The following is a 20,063-nucleotide window of genomic DNA, read 5'->3' as shown; positions in this document are numbered from 1 at the left end:
CACTACTTTTTAACTTTCTGTGTAAAATAATCACATAATTCCTCTATACCATCTCCATCTCTAGCAGATACCAAAAACACCTTAATATTTTTATCTAATGAATAAATGTCTTTATAGAATTCCTCTAGATCAAAATTCGTAAAATTAATAATATCCATTTTATTTAAAACAACAGCCTCTGATTGCAGAAATATAAAGGGATATTTAAGTGGTTTATCATTTCCTTCAGCGATACTCAATACCGTTATTCTGCTATCCTCTCCTAAATCATAAGAAGCAGGACACACTAAATTCCCTATATTTTCTATGAAAATTAAATCTATATCCTCTATCTCCATAGTTTCTATAGATTTTTCTATCATAGCAGCATCTAAATGGCATGCTCCGCAAGTGTTTATTTGAACAACAGGAATTCCTTGACCTTCTATTCTCTCTCCATCCTTTGTTGTGTATAAATCCCCTTCTATGACACCAATAGAGATTCTATCTTTCATATTTTTTATTACTTTTTCAAGAATTGAAGTTTTCCCTGCCCCTGGCGATCCAAATATATTTACAGTGACTATACCATTTTCCTTTAACAATTTTCTGTTTTTCTCTGCAAAATCAGTGTTAGATTGTAGTATCCTTTTCTGTATCGATATGCTTTTCATATTATTCCCCCTCTATCCTTTCCACTAATAATTCAAAGCCCTGTACTGGAACCATTATTATTTTTGCATTTTCACACTTTGATCCTTTGCTTATAGCTCTAAATGCAAATTTAAGTGATTCCTCATTTATTCCATTAAAATTACCAACATTAATGATGATTAATGTTACCCATTTAATTTTATAGTTCTTGATATTTTCTTTTACTATGTCATATATTTCTGAGGCTATAGATGCTTCATGCACTACTGTCACACTTTTGTCTATATTCTAAACTCTTCTCTTTAATAATTATATAAATCTCCTGGCATATTTCTTCAAATCTGACTTTCAGCTCCTTAGAAATTTCCAAACTAAACTTCACCTCTGCCGCCTCTATTCCAATAACAAAACCATTTATATTTATCTTAAAATGATTAATTAATGAAAGTAAGTTCATATTGTGTATTGAAAGTGAATTGTTTGGATATTTATCCACATCTTCCAAATGTATTTGAGTTACTTGTCCACAATCTAAACCTAATATTGTACTATCTAAAATAAATAAATAATCTCCATCTTCTATATTATCTAAAGCAAAATTAAAATCTGTTTCTGCTTTTAAGCACTTTATCTCTAAATTCAATTTTTCTATTTCTCTTTCAATAGAGTCAATTACCTTAAGAGCTATACTATCATCACCCATTAGTGAATTTCCTATTCCAATAACCTTAATCATTAGACAACCCTCATAGTGAAATCCTTGAATTTATCACTTATGATATGAGTTGCACAGGAAACACAAGGATCAAAGGATCTTATTATTCTGCCTACCTCAAAAGGATTTTTAGAATCTTCTACATAGGTTCCGATTAAAGCCTTCTCAACAACTCCTTTATTTCCATTAGAATCTTCAGGCGATATATTCCAGCCTGATGGCGTTATTATATTATAATTTTTAATCTTTTTCCCCTCAATTGTTATCCAGTGTCCCAATGCTCCTCTTGTTGTATCCCTAAGTCCAGCCCCCTTAGCATTTTCTGGAATCTGCCATTCTTTTTGTCCAGATGGCATGAGCTTAACTTTATTTATAAGATTTTCCATTATATCACATATTTTCTTAACCTCTATAACTCTCGCCATAGTTCTATCCAATGTTGATCTTCCTTTAGTATATTCACCGTTTATCCACAACCTAGCTAATGGGCCTACTTCCATAGGAAGCCCGTTATACCTGGCGGCCTTAACCCATGTATGTGCATCCTTTTTATTTGCATCTGGCTGCCAGTTGCTATCCTCAGAATTGAGAACATTCTTAGGATTTGAGTAATAAGAATGCATAATATCCTCACTTATTTTAGTAATATCAAGATCCTGCCTTACATTATTTATAAGCACTCCACTTTTTACATAAGGATCTGGGTTATTAAAGGTACTATCAAAAGCTCCATAGCTCAAAAAATTGCCATAGCCTCTTCCATTTTTAAAATCTTCCGGATAATATTTTGAAATTAGATTTATATCCTCAATCATTATATTATTCACAAAATTCTTAATGGAATATAATATGGATTTAAGTTCAATTATCTTTGAAGTATCAATATTAACAGTTACACCTCCAACAAAAATCCCATGATTATGTGGAGCCTTCCCCCCTAAAAGAGCTAACATCTTGTGGGCAGCCCTGCTATATTTAAAGGATTCAATATAATGATCATTTAATCGTGTATTAATATCCTTGGGTAATTTATATTTTCTCGTCTCTCCATCATTAGCCGGATTAACATCTAATTTTGCATAGTCTGGTATTGTGAATTGATAAAAATGCCTTATATGATTTTGCAAAAATTCACATCCATGCATTATTTGTCTAAGTATACTTCCATTTTCATCTGGTTCAATCTTTAAAGCATCTTCCAAGGCTTTAGCGGCCACAAATCCGTGAGCAGTTGAGCATATACCACATATTCTTTCAGTAAAGTAAATAGCATCTAAAGGGGATCTCCCCCTTAGCATTTCTTCAAATCCCCTAAACAGAAATCCATTATTTCTAGCATCAATAACAATATTTTTTTCTATGGTAACCTCAATTTGTAAAAAACCACTTATTCTTGTAATAGGATTTATTATAATTTTTTCTTTCATATCTTTCTCTCCAAACCTATAGATTAATGAACTTTTCCATTTCATCAGGGAATCCCTTATTTACACAACCGATACATGGTGTATTATCTTCCACAGGCCAATTCACCCTATCATTCCATTTTCTAAGAGCGCAATCTGACCTTGTTATCGGCCCCCTACATCCTAGGTTAAACATACACTCCTTATCTCCTAACTTAGTTGCAAAAATTTTTTTATCAAAAAAGGATCTTCTAGAGCAATTGGTGTGTATTGTTTCTTCATATAGAAATAAGGGTCTCCCATCTGAATCTAATTCTGGTAATCCATATGAAATTAAATGGGCTATAGTGCTAATTACCCAATGAGGATTTGCAGGACATCCTGGAATTCTTATAACCTTTGTAGTCAAAAAGTCTGGAATACTCTTACTTAAAGACGGATTAGGTTTTGCTGCAGAAATCCCACCATAAGATGCACAAGTACCAACTGCTAAAACATACTTTGCTTTCCCAGCTGCAAGAGTTATTGCCTCTGCGCCCGAAATAGGTTTTCCATTATATTCAGCTACAATATTATACAAGCCATTATCCCTTGAAGTTACCGCCCCTTCTACAATCAAAATAAATTCAGTATCTAGTGTTTCAAGGAATTTTTCAAAAGCCCTTTCCCCTTCTGCCCCCATGATACTGTTGTTATAGGTCATGTTCACCATTTGTGTTAGAAAATATGGAACATCAGGAGTATCAGCATCTAAAAGTGCAATAATATTACCAGAACAACCGCAAGCCTCTAACCAAATAAGGTTTATTTTCTTCAAGCTATTATTTTCTATTCTCTTAAATGTAGAATTTATTATCCCTCTTGGACATCTTTTTTTTGACAATGTAACCTCTTCATATTTTAGTGCTTCATTAATTATATTATTGTAATAGCGGCTTTATACTTGAAATTCTCAGAAGCTCAAAAGGTAGCCCTCTAATCTTTAAACTAGAAGCTACCTTCATAATAAGTTAATTATATACGTCCATTTTACATGGTATAATTTAGTAAATATTGTATTTATAAGATGAAAGAGAGGAATTTATGAAAAGTGTCTATAAGAAATTAATATTTTTATTTATGATTATTTTACTTATAGCTGGAGGAGTTTTTGTTTCGACTAAGATTCAGCAAAAAATTACTGATAAAAAGAACGGCATAAGTAAAATGTTGGATAGTTACAAGGGAGTAGATGTATTTTATAATGGTGGCGATTATTCAGAAAATCACGGGAAAAATTATAGTAAAGATGGGTCTTCCTATTATTATGGCTATAAGTGGCAATGCGTTGAATATATAAAAAGATTTTATTATGAGGCCAAAGATCATAAAATGCCTGATGTATATGGTAATGCTAAAGATTTCTTTGATGCTGATGTAGAACACGGAACGCTAAATGAAAAAAGAGGATTAATTCAATACAAAAATGGAGAAGATGAAAAGCCTGAAATAGATGATATTTTAGTATTTACGGATACTACATATGGACATATAGTAATAATTACAGAAGTCGGAGATAATTATATAGAAATAATTCAACAAAATATGGGAGAATCATCAAGAGATAGATTCGAACTGGAGTATAGAGACGGTAAATATTTTGTTGGTGGAAAAAGAATTCCAGCAGGATGGTTAAGAAAAGTTTAATGAAGAACTACTCCTTGGTAAGGAGTATATAAATATTGTGTAGGGTTTCATTGATAGAGGTGACTAGATCCTACATATATCACTACCTATTTGAAGAAACACTACACAATACTATATTAATTTATGCCTTTAATAAATCATTATTTCTTTTTATAATTCCTTCGATCATACTTTCAGGTACAGGTTTACTGAAATAGTATCCCTGTATAGTATAACATTGAGCTTTTTCAAGATATTTTAACTGTTCTTCATTTTCAACACCTTCTGCTAAGGTTTCAATGTTGAGTTTATGTGCCAAAGAAACTATTGTTTCAACAAATGTATTTTCATTGTCCCTTGATTCTATTTCATCAATAAAACATTTATCTATTTTAAGCACATTTATTGGGAGTTTTTTTAAATAACTTAAGGAAGAGTATCCTGTACCGAAATCATCAAGTGCTATACTGATTCCAATTTCCTTTAATTTATTTAAAATTTCTATAGAATTATCATAGCTATCAATTAAAACCCCTTCTGTTACTTCTAATTCTAATAATTTAGGATTTATACCAGAGTTACTAATTGCCTCAATAACTAAATTTACAAAGTTTTTTTGTTTCAATTGTATAGGTGAAATATTCACACTCATCATAACCTGAGTATCATAAATCTCACTTATTTTTTTACCCATTATCGCCGCTGTTTTTAAAACCCATTCCCCTATTTGAACTATTAATCCTGACTCTTCAGCTATGGATATAAATTCAAGAGGGTTTAAGAATCCAAGTTCAGGGCTATTCCATCTTATTAAAGCTTCAAATCCTCTAAGCTTACCAGTTTTAGTTTCATACTGAGGTTGATAATATAATATGAACTCATTATTTTTTAAAGCAATAGGTATCATACTTTCTATCTTTACTTTTCTTGTCAATTCTTCTTTCATTTTTATATTAAACAACATGAAAGTATCTTTACCTAAATATTTAGCCTTGTACATTGCCATATCTGCATTTTTCAGAAGTGCTCCAACAGTTTGTCCATCATCAGGATACACTGAAATGCCCATACTTACTGTCAGATTAATCAAATTATTATTAATATTGAAAGGGTCTTCAAAAACAGTATTAATTTTTTCAATCAAAGGAATTATTTCATCCTTATTTTTTACATTTTCAATCAATACTGAAAATTCATCTCCTCCTAATCTTGCCAATATATCATCTTTTCTCATACAAGAAGAGATTCTTTCTGCGACTTTAATAAGTAATTTATCTCCAATTGAATGACCAAGAGTATCATTTATTTTTTTGAAATTATCTAAATCAAGAAAAATCACAGCTACTTTTGAGTTCTTTGAACCCGACAATGATAAAGCATTTTTTAATTTATCAATGAAAAAACTTCTATTTGGTAAATCAGTCAAAAAATCATGATATGCCATATGTATTATTGTTAATTCCTTTTCCTTAACGTTTGTTATATCTCTTGATATTCCTAAGATTCTAGTAGGCTTACCTTTAGAATCTAATTCTAGCTCTGCAATAGAATTTATATATATTACTTTATTATTATCAGCTCTGATCAGTCTATATTCCACGTCCATCTTCTTATTTCCTTTAACTAGAATATTGAATGCTTTATCTAGATTTTCTCGATCTTCCTTATGAACATAACGCAGGAAGTCTTTATGTTTTAACTTCTGTTGTTTTTCATTAAAACCATTCAGCCTATCACAGACCTCTGAACCCCAAGAGAGACCTGTATTTAAATCTATTTCCCAGTTGCCTATTTGCCCTAGTTCTTGAGAACGTTTAAGTTTATTTTCACTTTCAGTAACTATAGTATACATTTTATTGACTTCTTCAACTTGCTGGCGTAGTTCTTCCTCAGAATCAACAATTTTTTCGTATAATTGTGAGAATTTATGATTTTTTTCTATAAGATCCTGTTCTTTTTGCTTAAAGTCTGTTATATCTGTATATATTGCAACAAAAAATCCTTCTCTAGGACAATATGCCTTTACTTGAAGCCACTTATCATAAGTTTTTGAAAATTGCTCAGTATAAGCCGATTTTCCAGTTAATGCCACATTGCCATAAAATTCTACCCAATTAAATTTTTCATCTTCGCTTTTAGGAACAACCTCTTTAAACCTTTTCCCAATAACATTCTTGCCACTCAAACCAGTATAGCTTTCATAATATTTATTTACTTTAATGTATTTATAATCAATGGGGGTTCCCTTTTCATCCGTTATAATTTTACAATAAATAAAAGCACTTATCATATTTTCTATGATAGATTTATCAAATTCACCAAAATACCCCATTATATATATCTCTCTCCCCTATAACTTATTTAGATTTTAATCTTTCTAAAACTCTACGAAAAAATCCCTTCTTCAATTGCAATAGCCTAAACTAATGCAATTATAGTATAATTCATATCTTTCTAAAACTCTACAAAAAAATTGCGAATTTACAGTTTATTCTACCTAAGTAAGACTATAATTTAAAATTTTCATTTATTACATTTAATTCTTTCTACATTTTTGACATAAAAAAACTCCTTCTAGTAATATATTGATATTTCAATTATTGCTAGAAAGAGTTCTTTTTATTCACTTTAAGGAAAGTCATTAATCTTTATCTATTTATTAATTAAAATTAACTTCAACAACTTTTTCATTTAAATTTACAGAACCAAATTTTAATTGTTTTATTGATTTAAAATTATCTGTATTAGTTATTACCATAGCAGTTATCTTTGATGTAGCCTTCTCTTCTATTAAATCTAAATCAACCTCTAGCAGCTTATCTCCTGCCTTAACCTTATCTCCACAATTAACAAAAGATTTAAAACCTTCACCATTCATTTTCACTGTATCAATACCAATATGAAGTAATACTTCAACACCTGATTCAGTAATTATTGCAATAGCATGTTTTGTCTCATAAACTAATGCTATAGTTCCATCTACAGGTGAAACGACAGTTCCATCTGTTGGATTAATTGCTATACCATCCCCTAATAATTTATCAGCAAAAGTTTTATCTGGCATATCTTCAATAGATACTGCTTCACCTTTCATTGGTGCAAATAATACTTCGCTTCCTTTTGTTTTTATAATTGTATTTTCAGTTTTTTCACTTTGGCTTTCTTCATCTTTAAAGCCTAAAACATAAGTCATAATAAAAGCTGTACCGAAAGCAATAACCATTCCAATTATATATTGCATCATAGATCCTTGTTTAACAATTGCAATACCTGGTATTCCAGTTACTCCTACAGCAGTCATGGAAACCTTCATTAATACTACAAATCCACCACCTACAGCTCCACCAATAGCAGCTGCAATAAATGGTCTAACAAGTTTTAAATTTACTCCGAATATTGCAGCTTCAGTAATTCCTAGCATACAAGATAGTGATGCTGGAGCAGCTATAGATTTTAATTTTGTACTTTTAGTTTTAAAATATACAGCAAGGGAAGCTCCACCTTGTCCGATATTTGCCATTGCCCATATTGGTAATAAAAAGTTTACTCCGATTTCAGGATTTGTTAATAATCCTGCTTCAATTGCATGGAAACTATGATGTACTCCTGTGATAACTATTAATGAATATAGTCCTCCAAATACTACTCCTGCTACAGGTCCTGCAGTACTGTAAAGTCCTTGAAGTCCAAAGGAAATTCCATCTCCTAACAGTCTTCCTAATGGTCCTATTACTAGTAAAGCTATAAAAGCTGTACTCATTAAAGTTAAGAATGGAGTTACTATTATATCTAAAATGTCTGGAACTATTTTTCTTATTCCTCTTTCAATATAACCCATTACCCAAACTGCAATTAATATAGGTAAAACTGTACCTTGATATCCAACCATACCTACATTTAATCCAAATACTGATATATTATTTGTAATACCTCCACCTACAGTCCAACCATTTTGCAATGCAGGATGGATTAAAATACCACCTAATGTTGCCGCTAAAAATGGATTTACATCAAATTCCTTAGCTGCACTAAACGCTATAAGAACAGGTAAAAATACAAAGGCTGCATTTGAGAACATATCTAATAATACAAAAATTCCACTGTCTCCGCTTACCCATCCAAAAGTTTTACACATTCCTAGTAATCCCATTAATAGACCACTAGCAACTATTGCAGGAATTATTGGTACAAATATATTTGATAATACCCTAGCAAATCTTTGAACTGGGTTCAACTTTTTCATTGCCTCTTTTTTTGCTTCACTTAAATTTGATGCTTTAATATTATTATTTTCTATCAAAGCTTTATAAACTTTATTTACTGTACCTTGCCCTATAATAATTTGTAACTGTCCTGAACTTGAGAAAACTCCTTTTACTTCCTCCATCTGCTCTAAGGCTTTTTCATTTGCCTTTTTTTCATCCTTAAGCACAAGCCTTAGCCTAGTGGCACAATGTGTTGCACTTTCCACATTTCTTTCTCCACCAATATGATTTAGTATTTCTTTTGCTACCTTGTTGTAATCCATAATCTTTCCCCCTAAAACATTTATTTTATAGATTTTCAGTTTCTTTATTTTAGTTTTCTTCGTCTTTAAATCCTAGAACATAAGTCATAACAAATGCTGTACCAAATGCAATAGCCATTCCAATTATATATTGCATCATAGATCCTTGTTTAACAATTGCAATACCTGGTATTCCAGTTACTCCTACAGCAGTCATGGAAACCTTCATTAATACTACAAATCCACCACCTACAGCTCCACCAATAGCAGCTGCAATAAATGGTCTAACAAGTTTTAAATTTACTCCGAATATTGCGGCTTCAGTAATTCCTAGCATACAAGATAGTGATGCTGGAGCAGCTATAGATTTTAATTTTGTACTTTTAGTTTTAAAATATACAGCAAGGGAAGCTCCACCTTGTCCGATATTTGCCATTGCCCATATTGGTAATAAAAAGTTTACTCCGATTTCAGGATTTGTTAATAATCCTGCTTCAATTGCATGGAAACTATGATGTACTCCTGTGATAACTATTAATGAATATAGTCCTCCAAATACTACTCCTGCTACAGGTCCTGCAGTACTGTAAAGTCCTTGAAGTCCAAAGGAAATTCCATCTCCTAACAGTCTTCCTAATGGTCCTATTACTAGTAAAGCTATAAAAGCTGTACTCATTAAAGTTAAGAATGGAGTTACTATTATATCTAAAATGTCTGGAACTATTTTTCTTATTCCTCTTTCAATATAACCCATTACCCAAACTGCAATTAGTATAGGTAAAACTGTACCTTGATATCCAACCATACCTACATTTAATCCAAATACTGATATATTATTTGTAATACCTCCACCTACAGTCCAACCATTTTGCAATGCAGGATGGATCAAAATACCACCTAATGTTGCCGCTAAAAATGGATTTACATCAAATTCCTTAGCTGCACTAAAGGCTATAAGAACAGGTAAAAATACAAAGGCTGCATTTGAGAACATATCTAATAGTACAAAAACTCCACTGTCTCCGCTTACCCATCCAAAGGTTTTGCACATTCCTAGTAATCCCATTAAAAGACCACTAGCAACTATTGCAGGAATGATTGGTACAAATATATTTGATAATACCCTAGCAAATCTTTGAACTGGGTTCAACTTTTTCATAGCCTCTTTTTTAGTTTCACTTAAATTTGATGATTTAATATTATTATTTTCTATCAAGGCTTTATAAACTTTATTTACAGTACCTTGACCTAAAATGATTTGAAATTGTCCTGAAGTTGAAAAAACTCCTTTTACTGCATCCATTTTCTCTAATGTTTCTTTATTTGCCTTTTTTTCATCTTTAAGAACAAGTCTTAACCTAGTGGCACAGTGTGTTGCACTTTCCACATTTCCTTCTCCGCCAATTTGATTTAGTATTTCTTTTGCTACTTTGTTATAATCCATGATCTGCCTCCTAAAATATTTATTTTGATAATTTTTTATAAAAAAAACCTAAGTTGATAAAATACAAATATATTTTATCACCTTAGGTTTTGCCTGCTTTACCAGTAACAATCCTTTATTATTCATTTTCAAAACTACTTAAAACTCTATGCAAATGTAAACTTAAATATATTAATTCTGAATCATCTATTTTATAATCATGATATTTTTCTACATAAGTTTTAATCTTTAATGCACAATTATATTCTGATTTATAATTCTCTTTTACCATATGGATAAAGGGAAGTTCTTCATAATTAACTTTGGCTTTAGTAACCACTCTTTTTGCAAAGAACTTTAAATGTGTAATTAATCTATCAAAGGATATACTATTTTCATTAAATTCTATAGTAAAATAATATTTAACTATATTTAATATATCTTGTACTATTTCAGTTAGGTTCATAGTGTTTGGCATACTTTCAAAAATAGATGCATTTATTATATGCAGTGCAATAAACCCTGCCTCATCTTTTCCCATTTTAATATCTAATTCTTTTTCAATGAAATCTATTGCCCATAGTCCAATTTCATACTCTTTAGAATATATCCTCTGAATTTCCCATAATAAATTATTTTTTATAATTTCTTGAGATTGCAATCTCTTAATTGCAAAAGTTAAATGATCAGTTAAAGATATATAAATATGTTCATCAAATTCAACATTTAATTTTTCCTTTGCATAACTAATAATTTTTTCAGATATTTTTAAATACTCCATTGGAATTTCATTAATTAATTGTTGAAACAATAAATTTTCATTTGGATTTGAGATTTTGAATACCTTTTCAATTTTTGTTTCATCGATTTCTTCACCAATCTTTTTATTAAATGATAAGCCTCTACCCATAATTACTTTTTCTAACTTAGTAACTTCATCAATAACAGTGATCACGTTGTTATTCAATATTTTTTCTATTTTCATTCTATCAAACCACCTACAGCTTTATTATGAAATAAAAAAAAACCAATCTGAAAATCAATGATTTCAGATTAGGTTTTGCCTGCATATCAGTAACAATCCTAAATATAATAATTATTATATTATCATATTATCAAGTTTTTATTGTTGTGTCAATTGTTTTTTAACAATCTTTGTCATATTCATAAAAATTCCATCTATTTATTAGCAATCGTAAAAGGATTAAATTTAATAGCTCCACTATATTGATAAGGATAAAAAATCTTTAAGTGCTCAAGGTAATTTATCCATTGGAAAGTTAAATTTTTATATACTCTAATAAGATCACCTTTAATATGAATCCAATCCTCTTGGATTAATTCCTTATGCTCCATAAATATAATTTCATCTCTTAAATGCATTAATGACATAAGTAAATCTGCAAATGTTTCATGCTCTAAAATATTTTCATTACTTATGAGGCTAGATAAAATATCTCTACCGGAAATAACAAGATCTTTAAGCTGAGTATAATCGATTTTTTCAAAATCAATATGATGATCATGACTATTCAATTTATTTCTACAATATTTCAAGTCATTAAAATCAAGTCCTAAAGATTTAATCTTTTCATCCCCAACTACTATTAATTTTAATAGAACAAATCCAATATCACTAAAAAACAATCCAACTAACATATTTAGCTTGCTTACACGTTCAAGACGAGCACGTCTTTCCACAAGTTTATCAAAGACAAGAGTAACTGCAAGTATATTTATTGGAATAAAAGAAAGACTCATAAACGAATAATATATTGTATTTTCTAATTGCCCGAATATTACATAATGACATAAAAACATTAAAATTGATAAGAAAATTAAAATAGATGGAACTAATACATTATGTTTTAAATTTTTCATGTTTACTCCTTTAGAAATAAATTTGTATATAAACTTTAATTTACCCTCTCATCAATTCTTAAAAAAACTGATACTACTTTCAAGACTTTCAGCCATTTCTACTAGTCCCTTTGTAGCTTCAACTACTTCTTTCATGATAGCAGTCTGTTCTTGCGATGCAGCCGCTACTCCTTGTGTATTATCTGCATTATTTTCTGATATTGTTGAAATTTTTTCAATGGAAGTAACCATATGTCCAAAATTTCCCATCATATTATTTATTACTTCAGTCATATTGGTCATTTGATTGGAAACTTTAGAAATTGCAGAATTTATTCCATCAAAAGATTGTCCAGCATTTTCAACTCTTTTTATACCAACTATAACAGCTTCATCTCCATCATTCATAGCTTCTACTGCATAAACTATATTACTTTGAATTTCTTTTATAAGCTTAGAAATTTCATTCGCAGCCTCGCTTGATTGTTCTGCAAGAAGTCTAACTTCATCCGCTACCACTGAGAATCCTTTTCCTTGTTCTCCTGCTCTAGCTGCTTCAATTGCTGCATTTAAAGCTAAAAGATTAGTTTGTTCTGCAATAGAAGTTATTATTGAAACAATTTGTCCAATTTCATTGGACTTTGTCCCTAATTCATTTACAATTTCTGATGATTGACTCACTTTTCCTTTAATTAAATTTATTTGATTTACAGCCTCATTGATTACATTTTTTCCATCTTGAGATGTTTTTACAGCCTCTGTTGATGATTCAGTAACATTATGTAGACTTTTTATAAGCCCATTCATCTGCAACCCCATATCATTTGATTCTGACACTATACTATTTGCCAGCAAGGTTTGTTCATTTGAGCCTGTCGCAACGTCTTGTATGGATATTGCTATTTCTTCTGCAGCGCTATCTGTTTGTTCTGCACTAGCAGTAAGCTCTTCTGATGTAGCAACTAAACTTTGTAAATTTTCTGATATATTTTTTACTATCACTCTAATATTTTTAATCATTTCATTTATATTATTGCTCATTTGCCCTAATTCATCTTCTGTATTGACTTCTATGGAATGTGATAGTTCCCCATCTTTTACTAGTTCCGTTAAGTCATTTACCTTTTTTATATTTTTTACTAATGATTTGCTAAATAACACTATTAAAAATATTAGTAATATTATTGCAATTACGATTGTTAAATAAAGTTTTGAATTCAATTCTGCTATAGGTGCATTTAATTCTTTTTCAGAAATAGTCATTAAAATAACCCACTCTGTTTCTGGAATAGTTTTATAATAAAGCCAGTTTAGCCCATCCGCATTTTCAAATTGACTTTTGCCTTCTTTACCACTAAATAAATCTTTAGCTAGTGACATTAAACCTAAGGTCTCATCTTCTGAAACTTTACTATTCATTATTTTATCGTCCTCTACACCCGCCAAGTATGATCCATTTTTATCAATAAGAATAGCTCGTCCAGTATCTCCTATTTTCACATCCTTAACCATTGTCTGAATACCTTCCATATCTATATCTCCAGTAGCAACCCCTAAAAAGTTTCCGGATTTATCATTAAAAGGTACCGTAGATGTAACCATAGTCTTATTTGTTATGCCATCTACATATACATCTGACCAAACTACAGCATTCTTGGTATCTTTACCTATAGTGTACCAAGCTTCCTCATCATAATTTGCATCATCTTTACTATAATCATCGGAAATTGTTAAATCCCCATTATCTTTAAATACATATGGTCCAAAGAATTTTCGATCAACCTTATACTTATTCTGTTCATAAAAAACTCCTCCACCAAAAGTTTCATTATTTGATTTGATCAAATTTCCAATTAAATTTTTATACTGCTCTTCTGTTAAATTATCTCCTAAGGTCTCTACTGTCCTACCTAGACTTTCTGTGACTTTACTATGTTTATACAAACTATTTTTAATACTTTCTTCTGTTTTTCCTAATTGATAAGACATTTTTTCATCAATTTCTTTATCAATTAATTCTTTTGAACTAATGCCACTAATAATTGTTAATGTACACATTACTCCAATTACTACTGGTAAGATAGAAATTAATATTTTGCTCTTAATACTTTTGATTTTCATATCTTCACCCCAATAATATTTTATCACAATTGACATATTTTTCACAATTCATTATTTTTCATGAAAACATTAACATAAGAAATTTATTTGATCTTTTATAAATAAAAAAAGTACATACTGTAGTTTTTTATTATTTTTAACTACTGCATGTACTATTCACATTTAATTTATCTATATTTAAAAATATTACTTACTTATTCATTCTCTAATATTAAATCAGATGCTACCCCAAGTTTTTTATTTCCTAATCCTAAAGTAAAGGATAAGCAAAATCCTACTAAAACAAATATTACAACAACTAATGCTGCTGAATTAAATCCATTAGCTACAGCCAGTTCTTGTGGAACAGCATTGTTTAAGGATTTCAACTGTGAAGCTGACATAATACCTATAAATAACGATGAGCCAACTGCTGCTGATATTTGTTGAAGGGTATTCATTATAGCTACACCATGAGGATAATCTTCCTTTGGTAATTGTTTAAGTGAATTTGTTTGACAAGGTGACATTATAAGACCAATTCCCATACATACTACTATGTATGTTACTATAATATTTATAAGAGGCGTCTCACTATTTGATCGAGATAAAATAAATAATGCTACAAATATTATAGTAAATCCTACCGGAACTAAAACTTTTATCCCAATTTTATCATAAAGCTTCCCTCCTATAGGTGTTGCAATTCCGTTAGCAAGTGCTCCTGGAAGTAATACCATCGCTGCCACAAAAGTCGTTGTTTTAAGCGCTCCTTGAAGAAACATAGGTAACATTATTCCCATTGTGAATATTGTCATCATAGCAATCATAACAAGCACTACCCCAATTGAAAATTTATAATACTTAAATATACGCATCTCTAGCATTGGTTCTTTTAAAGATAATTGACGCATACAGAATAAAACTAATGATACTATTCCAACAATAAATATTATAGCAATAATTTTTACATTTCCATCCCCACTAAAACTACTTATGCCATATATAATGCCTCCAATTCCTAAGCTTGATAATATAATTGATGTAACATCAATCTTAGGTTTTGTAATAATTGATACATTAACTAAATTAAAATATCCTAAAATCATAGCTAAGACTATAAGTGGAATTAATATTATAAATAATGCATGCCAACTAAAAAATTGTAATACAATTCCTGAAACCGTTGGTCCAAGGGCTGGCCCTAGGCAAATGGCTGAGCCACATATTCCCATAGCTGTTCCATGTTTTTCTGGTGGTGTTACTAATAACACTGTATTCATCATAATAGGAATCATCATTCCAGTTCCTGAAGCTTGTAACATTCTTGAAATAAGCAACATTGTAAAGGATCCAGAAAGAGCTGCACATATGGTTCCAATTAATATTAATGTCATAGCCCCTAAATATAATGGCTTTGTTTCAAATGTTTTAATTAAAAAAGCTGTAACTGGTACCATAACTGATACAACTATCATATATCCAGTAATTAACCATTGTATAGTTCCTGCTGTAACATTCATTTCTCCCATAAGTGGGGTTAATGCAACATTTAGTATAGTTTCATTAAATAATGCTAAAAAAGCACTAAATACTAATACCGCTACTATAACATTTGTATTGATTGTTTTTTTAGATGTTGTTATTTTTATCTCTTCCATTAAATTTCTTTTCCTCCTTAATATTAGACCAGTCTATATATTACTATCATAAAAAAACACCTATTATTAAAATAGGTATTTAAAATAATTTATCAAAATCACTACATATTTATTAAATTATGTATTTGTTTAGCTATTACTCTAAGTGAATCACCATTTTTCTTAGTCAATGATATAGTAATTCCACCTTCTATCATTGCAGCTATTGAACTACCTAAGTCATATGCCTTATCTTTATTAATTCCAGATTCAATTAATTTCCCAGCATATATATCTTCTATTGAAGTAAAAATCTTTTCGCAAGCTTCTCTTAAAAGTTCATTTGTTATATATGTTTCTAAAGCTATTAAACTTATAGAAATATCTCCAGTTTTTTGTTCATTATCAATAATTGTTGCTATATTTTCTATATTAAATATAATTGCTTCAACTGGATTTTCAATACTATTTAAAGATTCACTTATATTTTTTTTTATTTTCTCCCCTGCTAAATGTATAGATTCCAAGGCAAGCTGCTCTTTTCCTTTAGGAAAATGATAATATAATGAACCCTTTGGAGCTCCACTTTTTTCTAAAATTTCATTTAATCCTGTTGCATTATATCCCTTAATTTCAAAAAGTCTTGATGCAGTTTCTATAAATTTTTCTTTTGTATTTAATTTCTTCTTCATTTCAATATACCTCTTAATATAATTATAGTGACTAGTCTACATGTATTATACTCACGACTAAAACAAATGTCAATTATTTAACTCTATATTTATGTTGTAGCCTTCCAATCTTACCATAGATAATTTTTTTAAAATGATACACACTTTTACCCCCTAAAATAAAAATTCCCCCAAGCTACTGCCTGAGGGAACATTAAAAGAGTTCTTAGTGCTTTAGGATAGAATACATTATTAGATCTTAAACTTCTCTACCAATTCATTAAGCTTTTGTGCAAGTTCTGCTTGACTTTGTGAGGTTTCTGCTACTTCATCCATAGCTTTAGAGGTTTCATCAATACTAATTTGAATATCTCCTATATGTTCTGCAGAAAGATGTGAATTTTCTGCCAAAATTTGAACAGCTGTGGCAACTTGACCTACTGTGGCTTCCACCTCTTCAGACATAGATGCAATTTCTTCTGACATGGAGCTTACAAATTCTCCATCTTCACCATATTGTTTTCCTGATTCTGTATATTGTTCTAAAATAGGTGCAATATTTTCTATAATGAATTTAAGTATGTCGTTGCTATTTTCCGATAAATTCTTAAATGCATCTTGAACTTTTACTATAGTACCTTGAATTGTATTTACTGTTTCTGCGGATTGTTCTGCAAGCTTTCTTACTTCATCTGCAACTACTGCAAAACCTTTTCCCTGATCTCCTGCTCTTGCCGCTTCAATGGCTGCATTTAATGCTAGCAAATTAGTTTGCTCTGCTATTTCTGCAATTCCATCTGCCATAAGTTTTATTTCATCTACAACCTTGCCATCTTCTATAGCTTTTAATATTGTTTTTTCTTTTTCTTTATAGATGATTTCACTTTTTTTCAATGCATTCCTAGCCTCTATCTGAACAACTTTGGCTTTTTCTTTAATTTTAGCAGCATTACCGCTACCCTCCATAGCCTTTGAAGATAGTTCCTCCATACTTGAGTTAACTTCTTCAACCGAGGCAGTTATCTCCTCTGATGTAGCACTGATATCTTGAACAGCTTTATCTATTTCTACTGTTGAACTGTCTATAATTTTTATTCGAGATGTTATTTCTTCAGCTGTAGCTGAAAGTTCTTCTGAAGATGCACTCATATCAGAAGCATTGCTCATTATTTCCTTTACTAGCTTTTTAATATTTTCTTGTGCGGTATTTAGCGCAGTTCCAGTTTGTCCGAATTCATCTTTCCTTGTAATAATAATTACCTCAGAAAAATCATAGTTAGCAAACCTAGCTGCAAACTCTTTTATCTTATTCAATGGATCCATTATATTTTTGTTTAATATGTATCCCATAAAAATTATAACAAGAAATCCTATTGCGGTATAAATTAAAATTGTATTTTTAGCCGTGTTAAATTCATCTATATTATTTGCATTTGCTTCTTCAGCGGATTTATTATTTATTTGAATACATGTTTCTAATTTTTCAAGCATAGAAATTCTTAACACCTCTAGCTCTGAATTATAAACTTTAATTGCATCCTCATAGTTATTAGACTGAACAAATTCATAGACCTTAGCTCGTCCTTCTCTGTTTTTTACTAAGTCATTCTTAAAATCAGCATAAATTTTAAGTTCTTCTGAAGTTTTAGGTAGACTTTCATATTCCTTGTCCCAGATTATATCTTCATTAGTTAAATCAGTTATAGTATTTATTTGCTCATCTAATTTTAATTTATCTCTTTCAAAAATCATTCTACTCATCTCGGCTCTCATGGCATTTATATTTGCTTTAATTCCTTCCAAATTCCTAATGGATATTAGGTTTGTACTATATATAGACTTAGACCCCTCATTAATCTTTGCTGAACTTATTATACCCTCTACTCCTATTAGGATCATAAAAATACAAATCATTGAAAATACTGATACAAGCTTTTTTCTTACACTTAAATTTATAAAAAGTTTCATTCTACCCACTCCCCTCTTTATTCATAATATATTCTACATAGTCATTAAGACTTCTTCCTTAAAAGTAATTTCCTAAAATTATTACCTGATAATTTTTTTGTTCTTTTTTGTAATATTTTGTTATTCTTCGCTTAACTATATATATATAATACTTCAGTATCTATTAGCTGTCAGCATATATTTTTTACATGCATAATTTTTAATTATATTAAAGTAAGCAACAAGCATTCTAGGCAGTCCAAAAAATCCCCCAAGCTAATGCCTGAGGGATTTTACAATATACTATTAACTCTTCTTAAGCGCTCCGCAATCTATTGATTTCAGGCTAATAATATCTGCTTATTTTATTTCTGTTAAGTAATCAGATACTTTTATATCAAGGTAGTTACACATATCTTCAATTTCTTTTAAAGTATTCTCATTGACTAGTATTCCGTTTTCTATTCTATCTTTATATGCTTCAATTTCTTTTTCACCATGAGTATAAATTCTAGTGGCTCCAACAGCTTTTTTAGATTCTCTTAATTCAGTTAAATATTTAGACATATTATTCTTAATTGTATCTTTATCTCCAAATATGCCATAATCAACTGCAAAGAAAAAATGACAAGTTCCGCTGGCTTTTCCCCCATTAATATGATTTGAAGTTATTCCTCCAGAAAAAATACCAGTAAACATATCAACTGCGGCTGCTAGGCCATAACCTTTATGCCCGCTAAATCCTTCGCCTGAACCACCTAATGGAACTATGCCTCCACCAATTTTATTTATAATATTATATAAAACATCTTTTGCATTATCCGTATCTTTACCATCTCCATCTAAAGTCCAACCAATAGGAAGTGGTTCTTTACGCTTATTATAAATTTCAACTTTACCTCTAGTTACAACACTTGTTGACATATCTAGAAGAAATGGATATGGTTCTGCCGGCATTGAAATTGCTATAGGATTGCTCCCCATCATAGCTTCACGACCAAAGGTTGGTACAGTTATAGCTTCTGTGTTTGTCATAGACATTCCAAGTAAACCTTCTTGTTCTGCCATTCTTGCATAATACCCTGCAATACCGTAATGATTAGAATTTCTTACAGTAACCATTCCCATACCAGTAACTTTAGCTTTTTCTATGGCCATCTCCATTGCTTTTTTACCTACTATTTGTCCCATAGCTCCATGAGCATCTAAAACAGCAGATACTAAAGTTTCATGAACGGTTTCAATTTCTGCATCTACCTTCATAATTCCATTCTTTATTCCATTATAATAACGCACTAATCTTTGAACCCCGTGTGATTCTATACCAAATAAATCTGATAATAACAACACCTCAGTAATAGTTTCGCTTTCCTCAGAATTAAAACCAAATTCCTTGAAAGATGTGTTACATAGATTTTTTAAATCCTTATAATTATATTTTAAATATCCCATTCTTTTTTTCCTCCTAAATTACTAAAAACTACTAATATTATATC

At 30.3% G+C, this 20,063-nt stretch carries 16 protein-coding genes; 1 reads left to right on the top strand and 15 read right to left on the bottom strand.

Annotation, left to right across the window (positions count from 1 at the left end; genetic code table 11):
* Positions 1 to 2: 2 nt before the first annotated feature.
* Genes hypB through CLVI_RS12115 form a run of 5 tightly spaced genes read right to left on the bottom strand, consistent with a single transcriptional unit; the run spans position 3 to position 3,637 of the window.
* Entirely contained in the window at positions 3 to 653 is a 651-nt protein-coding gene (gene hypB / locus CLVI_RS12135) for a hydrogenase nickel incorporation protein HypB (RefSeq protein WP_106060393.1), read from the bottom strand.
* Between the two features lies 1 nt (position 654).
* Positions 655 to 906 (bottom strand): hydrogenase maturation nickel metallochaperone HypA, encoded by a 252-nt coding sequence (locus CLVI_RS12130; protein WP_242980685.1) that lies wholly within the window; start codon positions 904 to 906, stop codon positions 655 to 657.
* On the bottom strand, positions 890 to 1,369 hold the full coding sequence (locus CLVI_RS12125) for a hydrogenase maturation protease (RefSeq protein WP_106060391.1): 480 nt from the start codon (positions 1,367 to 1,369) through the stop codon (positions 890 to 892). The genes CLVI_RS12130 and CLVI_RS12125 overlap by 17 nt, the downstream gene beginning before the upstream one ends.
* Positions 1,369 to 2,775, bottom strand: a complete 1,407-nt coding sequence (locus CLVI_RS12120) for a nickel-dependent hydrogenase large subunit (RefSeq protein WP_106060399.1) — start codon at positions 2,773 to 2,775, stop codon at positions 1,369 to 1,371. The genes CLVI_RS12125 and CLVI_RS12120 overlap by 1 nt, the downstream gene beginning before the upstream one ends.
* A 16-nt stretch (positions 2,776 to 2,791) precedes the next feature.
* Positions 2,792 to 3,637, bottom strand: coding sequence for a hydrogenase small subunit (locus CLVI_RS12115; protein ID WP_106060390.1), 846 nt, complete (start codon positions 3,635 to 3,637; stop codon positions 2,792 to 2,794).
* 200 nt (positions 3,638 to 3,837) lie between these two features.
* Between CLVI_RS12115 and CLVI_RS12110 the strand changes: the two genes are divergently transcribed.
* Positions 3,838 to 4,440, top strand: a complete 603-nt coding sequence (locus CLVI_RS12110; protein ID WP_106060389.1) for a CHAP domain-containing protein — start codon at positions 3,838 to 3,840, stop codon at positions 4,438 to 4,440.
* A gap of 121 nt (positions 4,441 to 4,561) precedes the next feature.
* Here CLVI_RS12110 and CLVI_RS12105 read toward each other — a convergent pair whose 3' ends face one another.
* The 10 genes from CLVI_RS12105 to CLVI_RS12060 all read right to left on the bottom strand — a co-directional run bounded on the left by CLVI_RS12105 (position 4,562) and on the right by CLVI_RS12060 (position 20,019).
* Positions 4,562 to 6,751: a sensor domain-containing protein gene (locus CLVI_RS12105; protein ID WP_106060388.1), complete on the bottom strand. Its 2,190-nt coding sequence runs from the start codon at positions 6,749 to 6,751 to the stop codon at positions 4,562 to 4,564.
* A gap of 327 nt (positions 6,752 to 7,078) precedes the next feature.
* A complete protein-coding gene (locus CLVI_RS12100) occupies positions 7,079 to 8,947 on the bottom strand; it encodes a sucrose-specific PTS transporter subunit IIBC (RefSeq protein ID WP_106060387.1) in 1,869 nt (622 codons plus the stop codon).
* A gap of 49 nt (positions 8,948 to 8,996) precedes the next feature.
* Complete coding sequence (locus CLVI_RS12095) at positions 8,997 to 10,370, bottom strand: sucrose-specific PTS transporter subunit IIBC (protein ID WP_106060386.1); 1,374 nt, start codon at positions 10,368 to 10,370, stop codon at positions 8,997 to 8,999.
* A gap of 118 nt (positions 10,371 to 10,488) precedes the next feature.
* A complete protein-coding gene (gene licT, locus CLVI_RS12090; RefSeq protein WP_106060385.1) occupies positions 10,489 to 11,334 on the bottom strand; it encodes a BglG family transcription antiterminator LicT in 846 nt (281 codons plus the stop codon).
* A 194-nt stretch (positions 11,335 to 11,528) separates the two neighbouring features.
* On the bottom strand, positions 11,529 to 12,230 hold the full coding sequence (locus CLVI_RS12085; protein WP_106060384.1) for a hypothetical protein: 702 nt from the start codon (positions 12,228 to 12,230) through the stop codon (positions 11,529 to 11,531).
* Between the two features lie 51 nt (positions 12,231 to 12,281).
* A complete protein-coding gene (locus CLVI_RS12080) occupies positions 12,282 to 14,330 on the bottom strand; it encodes a methyl-accepting chemotaxis protein (protein ID WP_170065658.1) in 2,049 nt (682 codons plus the stop codon).
* Positions 14,331 to 14,524: 194 nt separating this feature from the next.
* A complete protein-coding gene (locus tag CLVI_RS12075) occupies positions 14,525 to 15,970 on the bottom strand; it encodes an MDR family MFS transporter (protein WP_106060382.1) in 1,446 nt (481 codons plus the stop codon).
* Between the two features lie 101 nt (positions 15,971 to 16,071).
* Complete coding sequence (locus tag CLVI_RS12070) at positions 16,072 to 16,641, bottom strand: TetR/AcrR family transcriptional regulator (protein WP_106060381.1); 570 nt, start codon at positions 16,639 to 16,641, stop codon at positions 16,072 to 16,074.
* Between the two features lie 231 nt (positions 16,642 to 16,872).
* Positions 16,873 to 18,588: a methyl-accepting chemotaxis protein gene (locus tag CLVI_RS12065; protein WP_106060380.1), complete on the bottom strand. Its 1,716-nt coding sequence runs from the start codon at positions 18,586 to 18,588 to the stop codon at positions 16,873 to 16,875.
* 339 nt (positions 18,589 to 18,927) lie between these two features.
* Positions 18,928 to 20,019 (bottom strand): Ldh family oxidoreductase, encoded by a 1,092-nt coding sequence (locus CLVI_RS12060; protein WP_106060379.1) that lies wholly within the window; start codon positions 20,017 to 20,019, stop codon positions 18,928 to 18,930.
* Positions 20,020 to 20,063: the final 44 nt, after the last annotated feature.

Source organism: Clostridium vincentii (assembly GCF_002995745.1).
GTDB lineage: Bacteria > Bacillota > Clostridia > Clostridiales > Clostridiaceae > Clostridium > Clostridium vincentii.
This window is presented reverse-complemented; position numbering and strand designations above follow the sequence as displayed.

Bases quoted from the DNA above. Each gene is read 5' to 3' on its own strand.
- CLVI_RS12105 (WP_106060388.1), bottom strand. From the start codon at position 6,751: ATGGGGTATTTTGGTGAATTTGATAAATCTATCATAGAAAATATGATA.
- CLVI_RS12110 (WP_106060389.1), top strand. From the start codon at position 3,838: ATGAAAAGTGTCTATAAGAAATTAATATTTTTATTTATGATTATTTTA.
- CLVI_RS12075 (WP_106060382.1), bottom strand. From the start codon at position 15,970: ATGGAAGAGATAAAAATAACAACATCTAAAAAAACAATCAATACAAAT.
- hypB (WP_106060393.1), bottom strand. From the start codon at position 653: ATGAAAAGCATATCGATACAGAAAAGGATACTACAATCTAACACTGAT.
- CLVI_RS12070 (WP_106060381.1), bottom strand. From the start codon at position 16,641: ATGAAGAAGAAATTAAATACAAAAGAAAAATTTATAGAAACTGCATCA.
- CLVI_RS12125 (WP_106060391.1), bottom strand. From the start codon at position 1,369: ATGATTAAGGTTATTGGAATAGGAAATTCACTAATGGGTGATGATAGT.
- CLVI_RS12120 (WP_106060399.1), bottom strand. From the start codon at position 2,775: ATGAAAGAAAAAATTATAATAAATCCTATTACAAGAATAAGTGGTTTT.
- licT (WP_106060385.1), bottom strand. From the start codon at position 11,334: ATGAAAATAGAAAAAATATTGAATAACAACGTGATCACTGTTATTGAT.
- CLVI_RS12080 (WP_170065658.1), bottom strand. From the start codon at position 14,330: ATGAAAATCAAAAGTATTAAGAGCAAAATATTAATTTCTATCTTACCA.
- CLVI_RS12065 (WP_106060380.1), bottom strand. From the start codon at position 18,588: ATGAAACTTTTTATAAATTTAAGTGTAAGAAAAAAGCTTGTATCAGTA.
- CLVI_RS12060 (WP_106060379.1), bottom strand. From the start codon at position 20,019: ATGGGATATTTAAAATATAATTATAAGGATTTAAAAAATCTATGTAAC.
- CLVI_RS12100 (WP_106060387.1), bottom strand. From the start codon at position 8,947: ATGGATTACAACAAGGTAGCAAAAGAAATACTAAATCATATTGGTGGA.
- CLVI_RS12095 (WP_106060386.1), bottom strand. From the start codon at position 10,370: ATGGATTATAACAAAGTAGCAAAAGAAATACTAAATCAAATTGGCGGA.
- CLVI_RS12085 (WP_106060384.1), bottom strand. From the start codon at position 12,230: ATGAAAAATTTAAAACATAATGTATTAGTTCCATCTATTTTAATTTTC.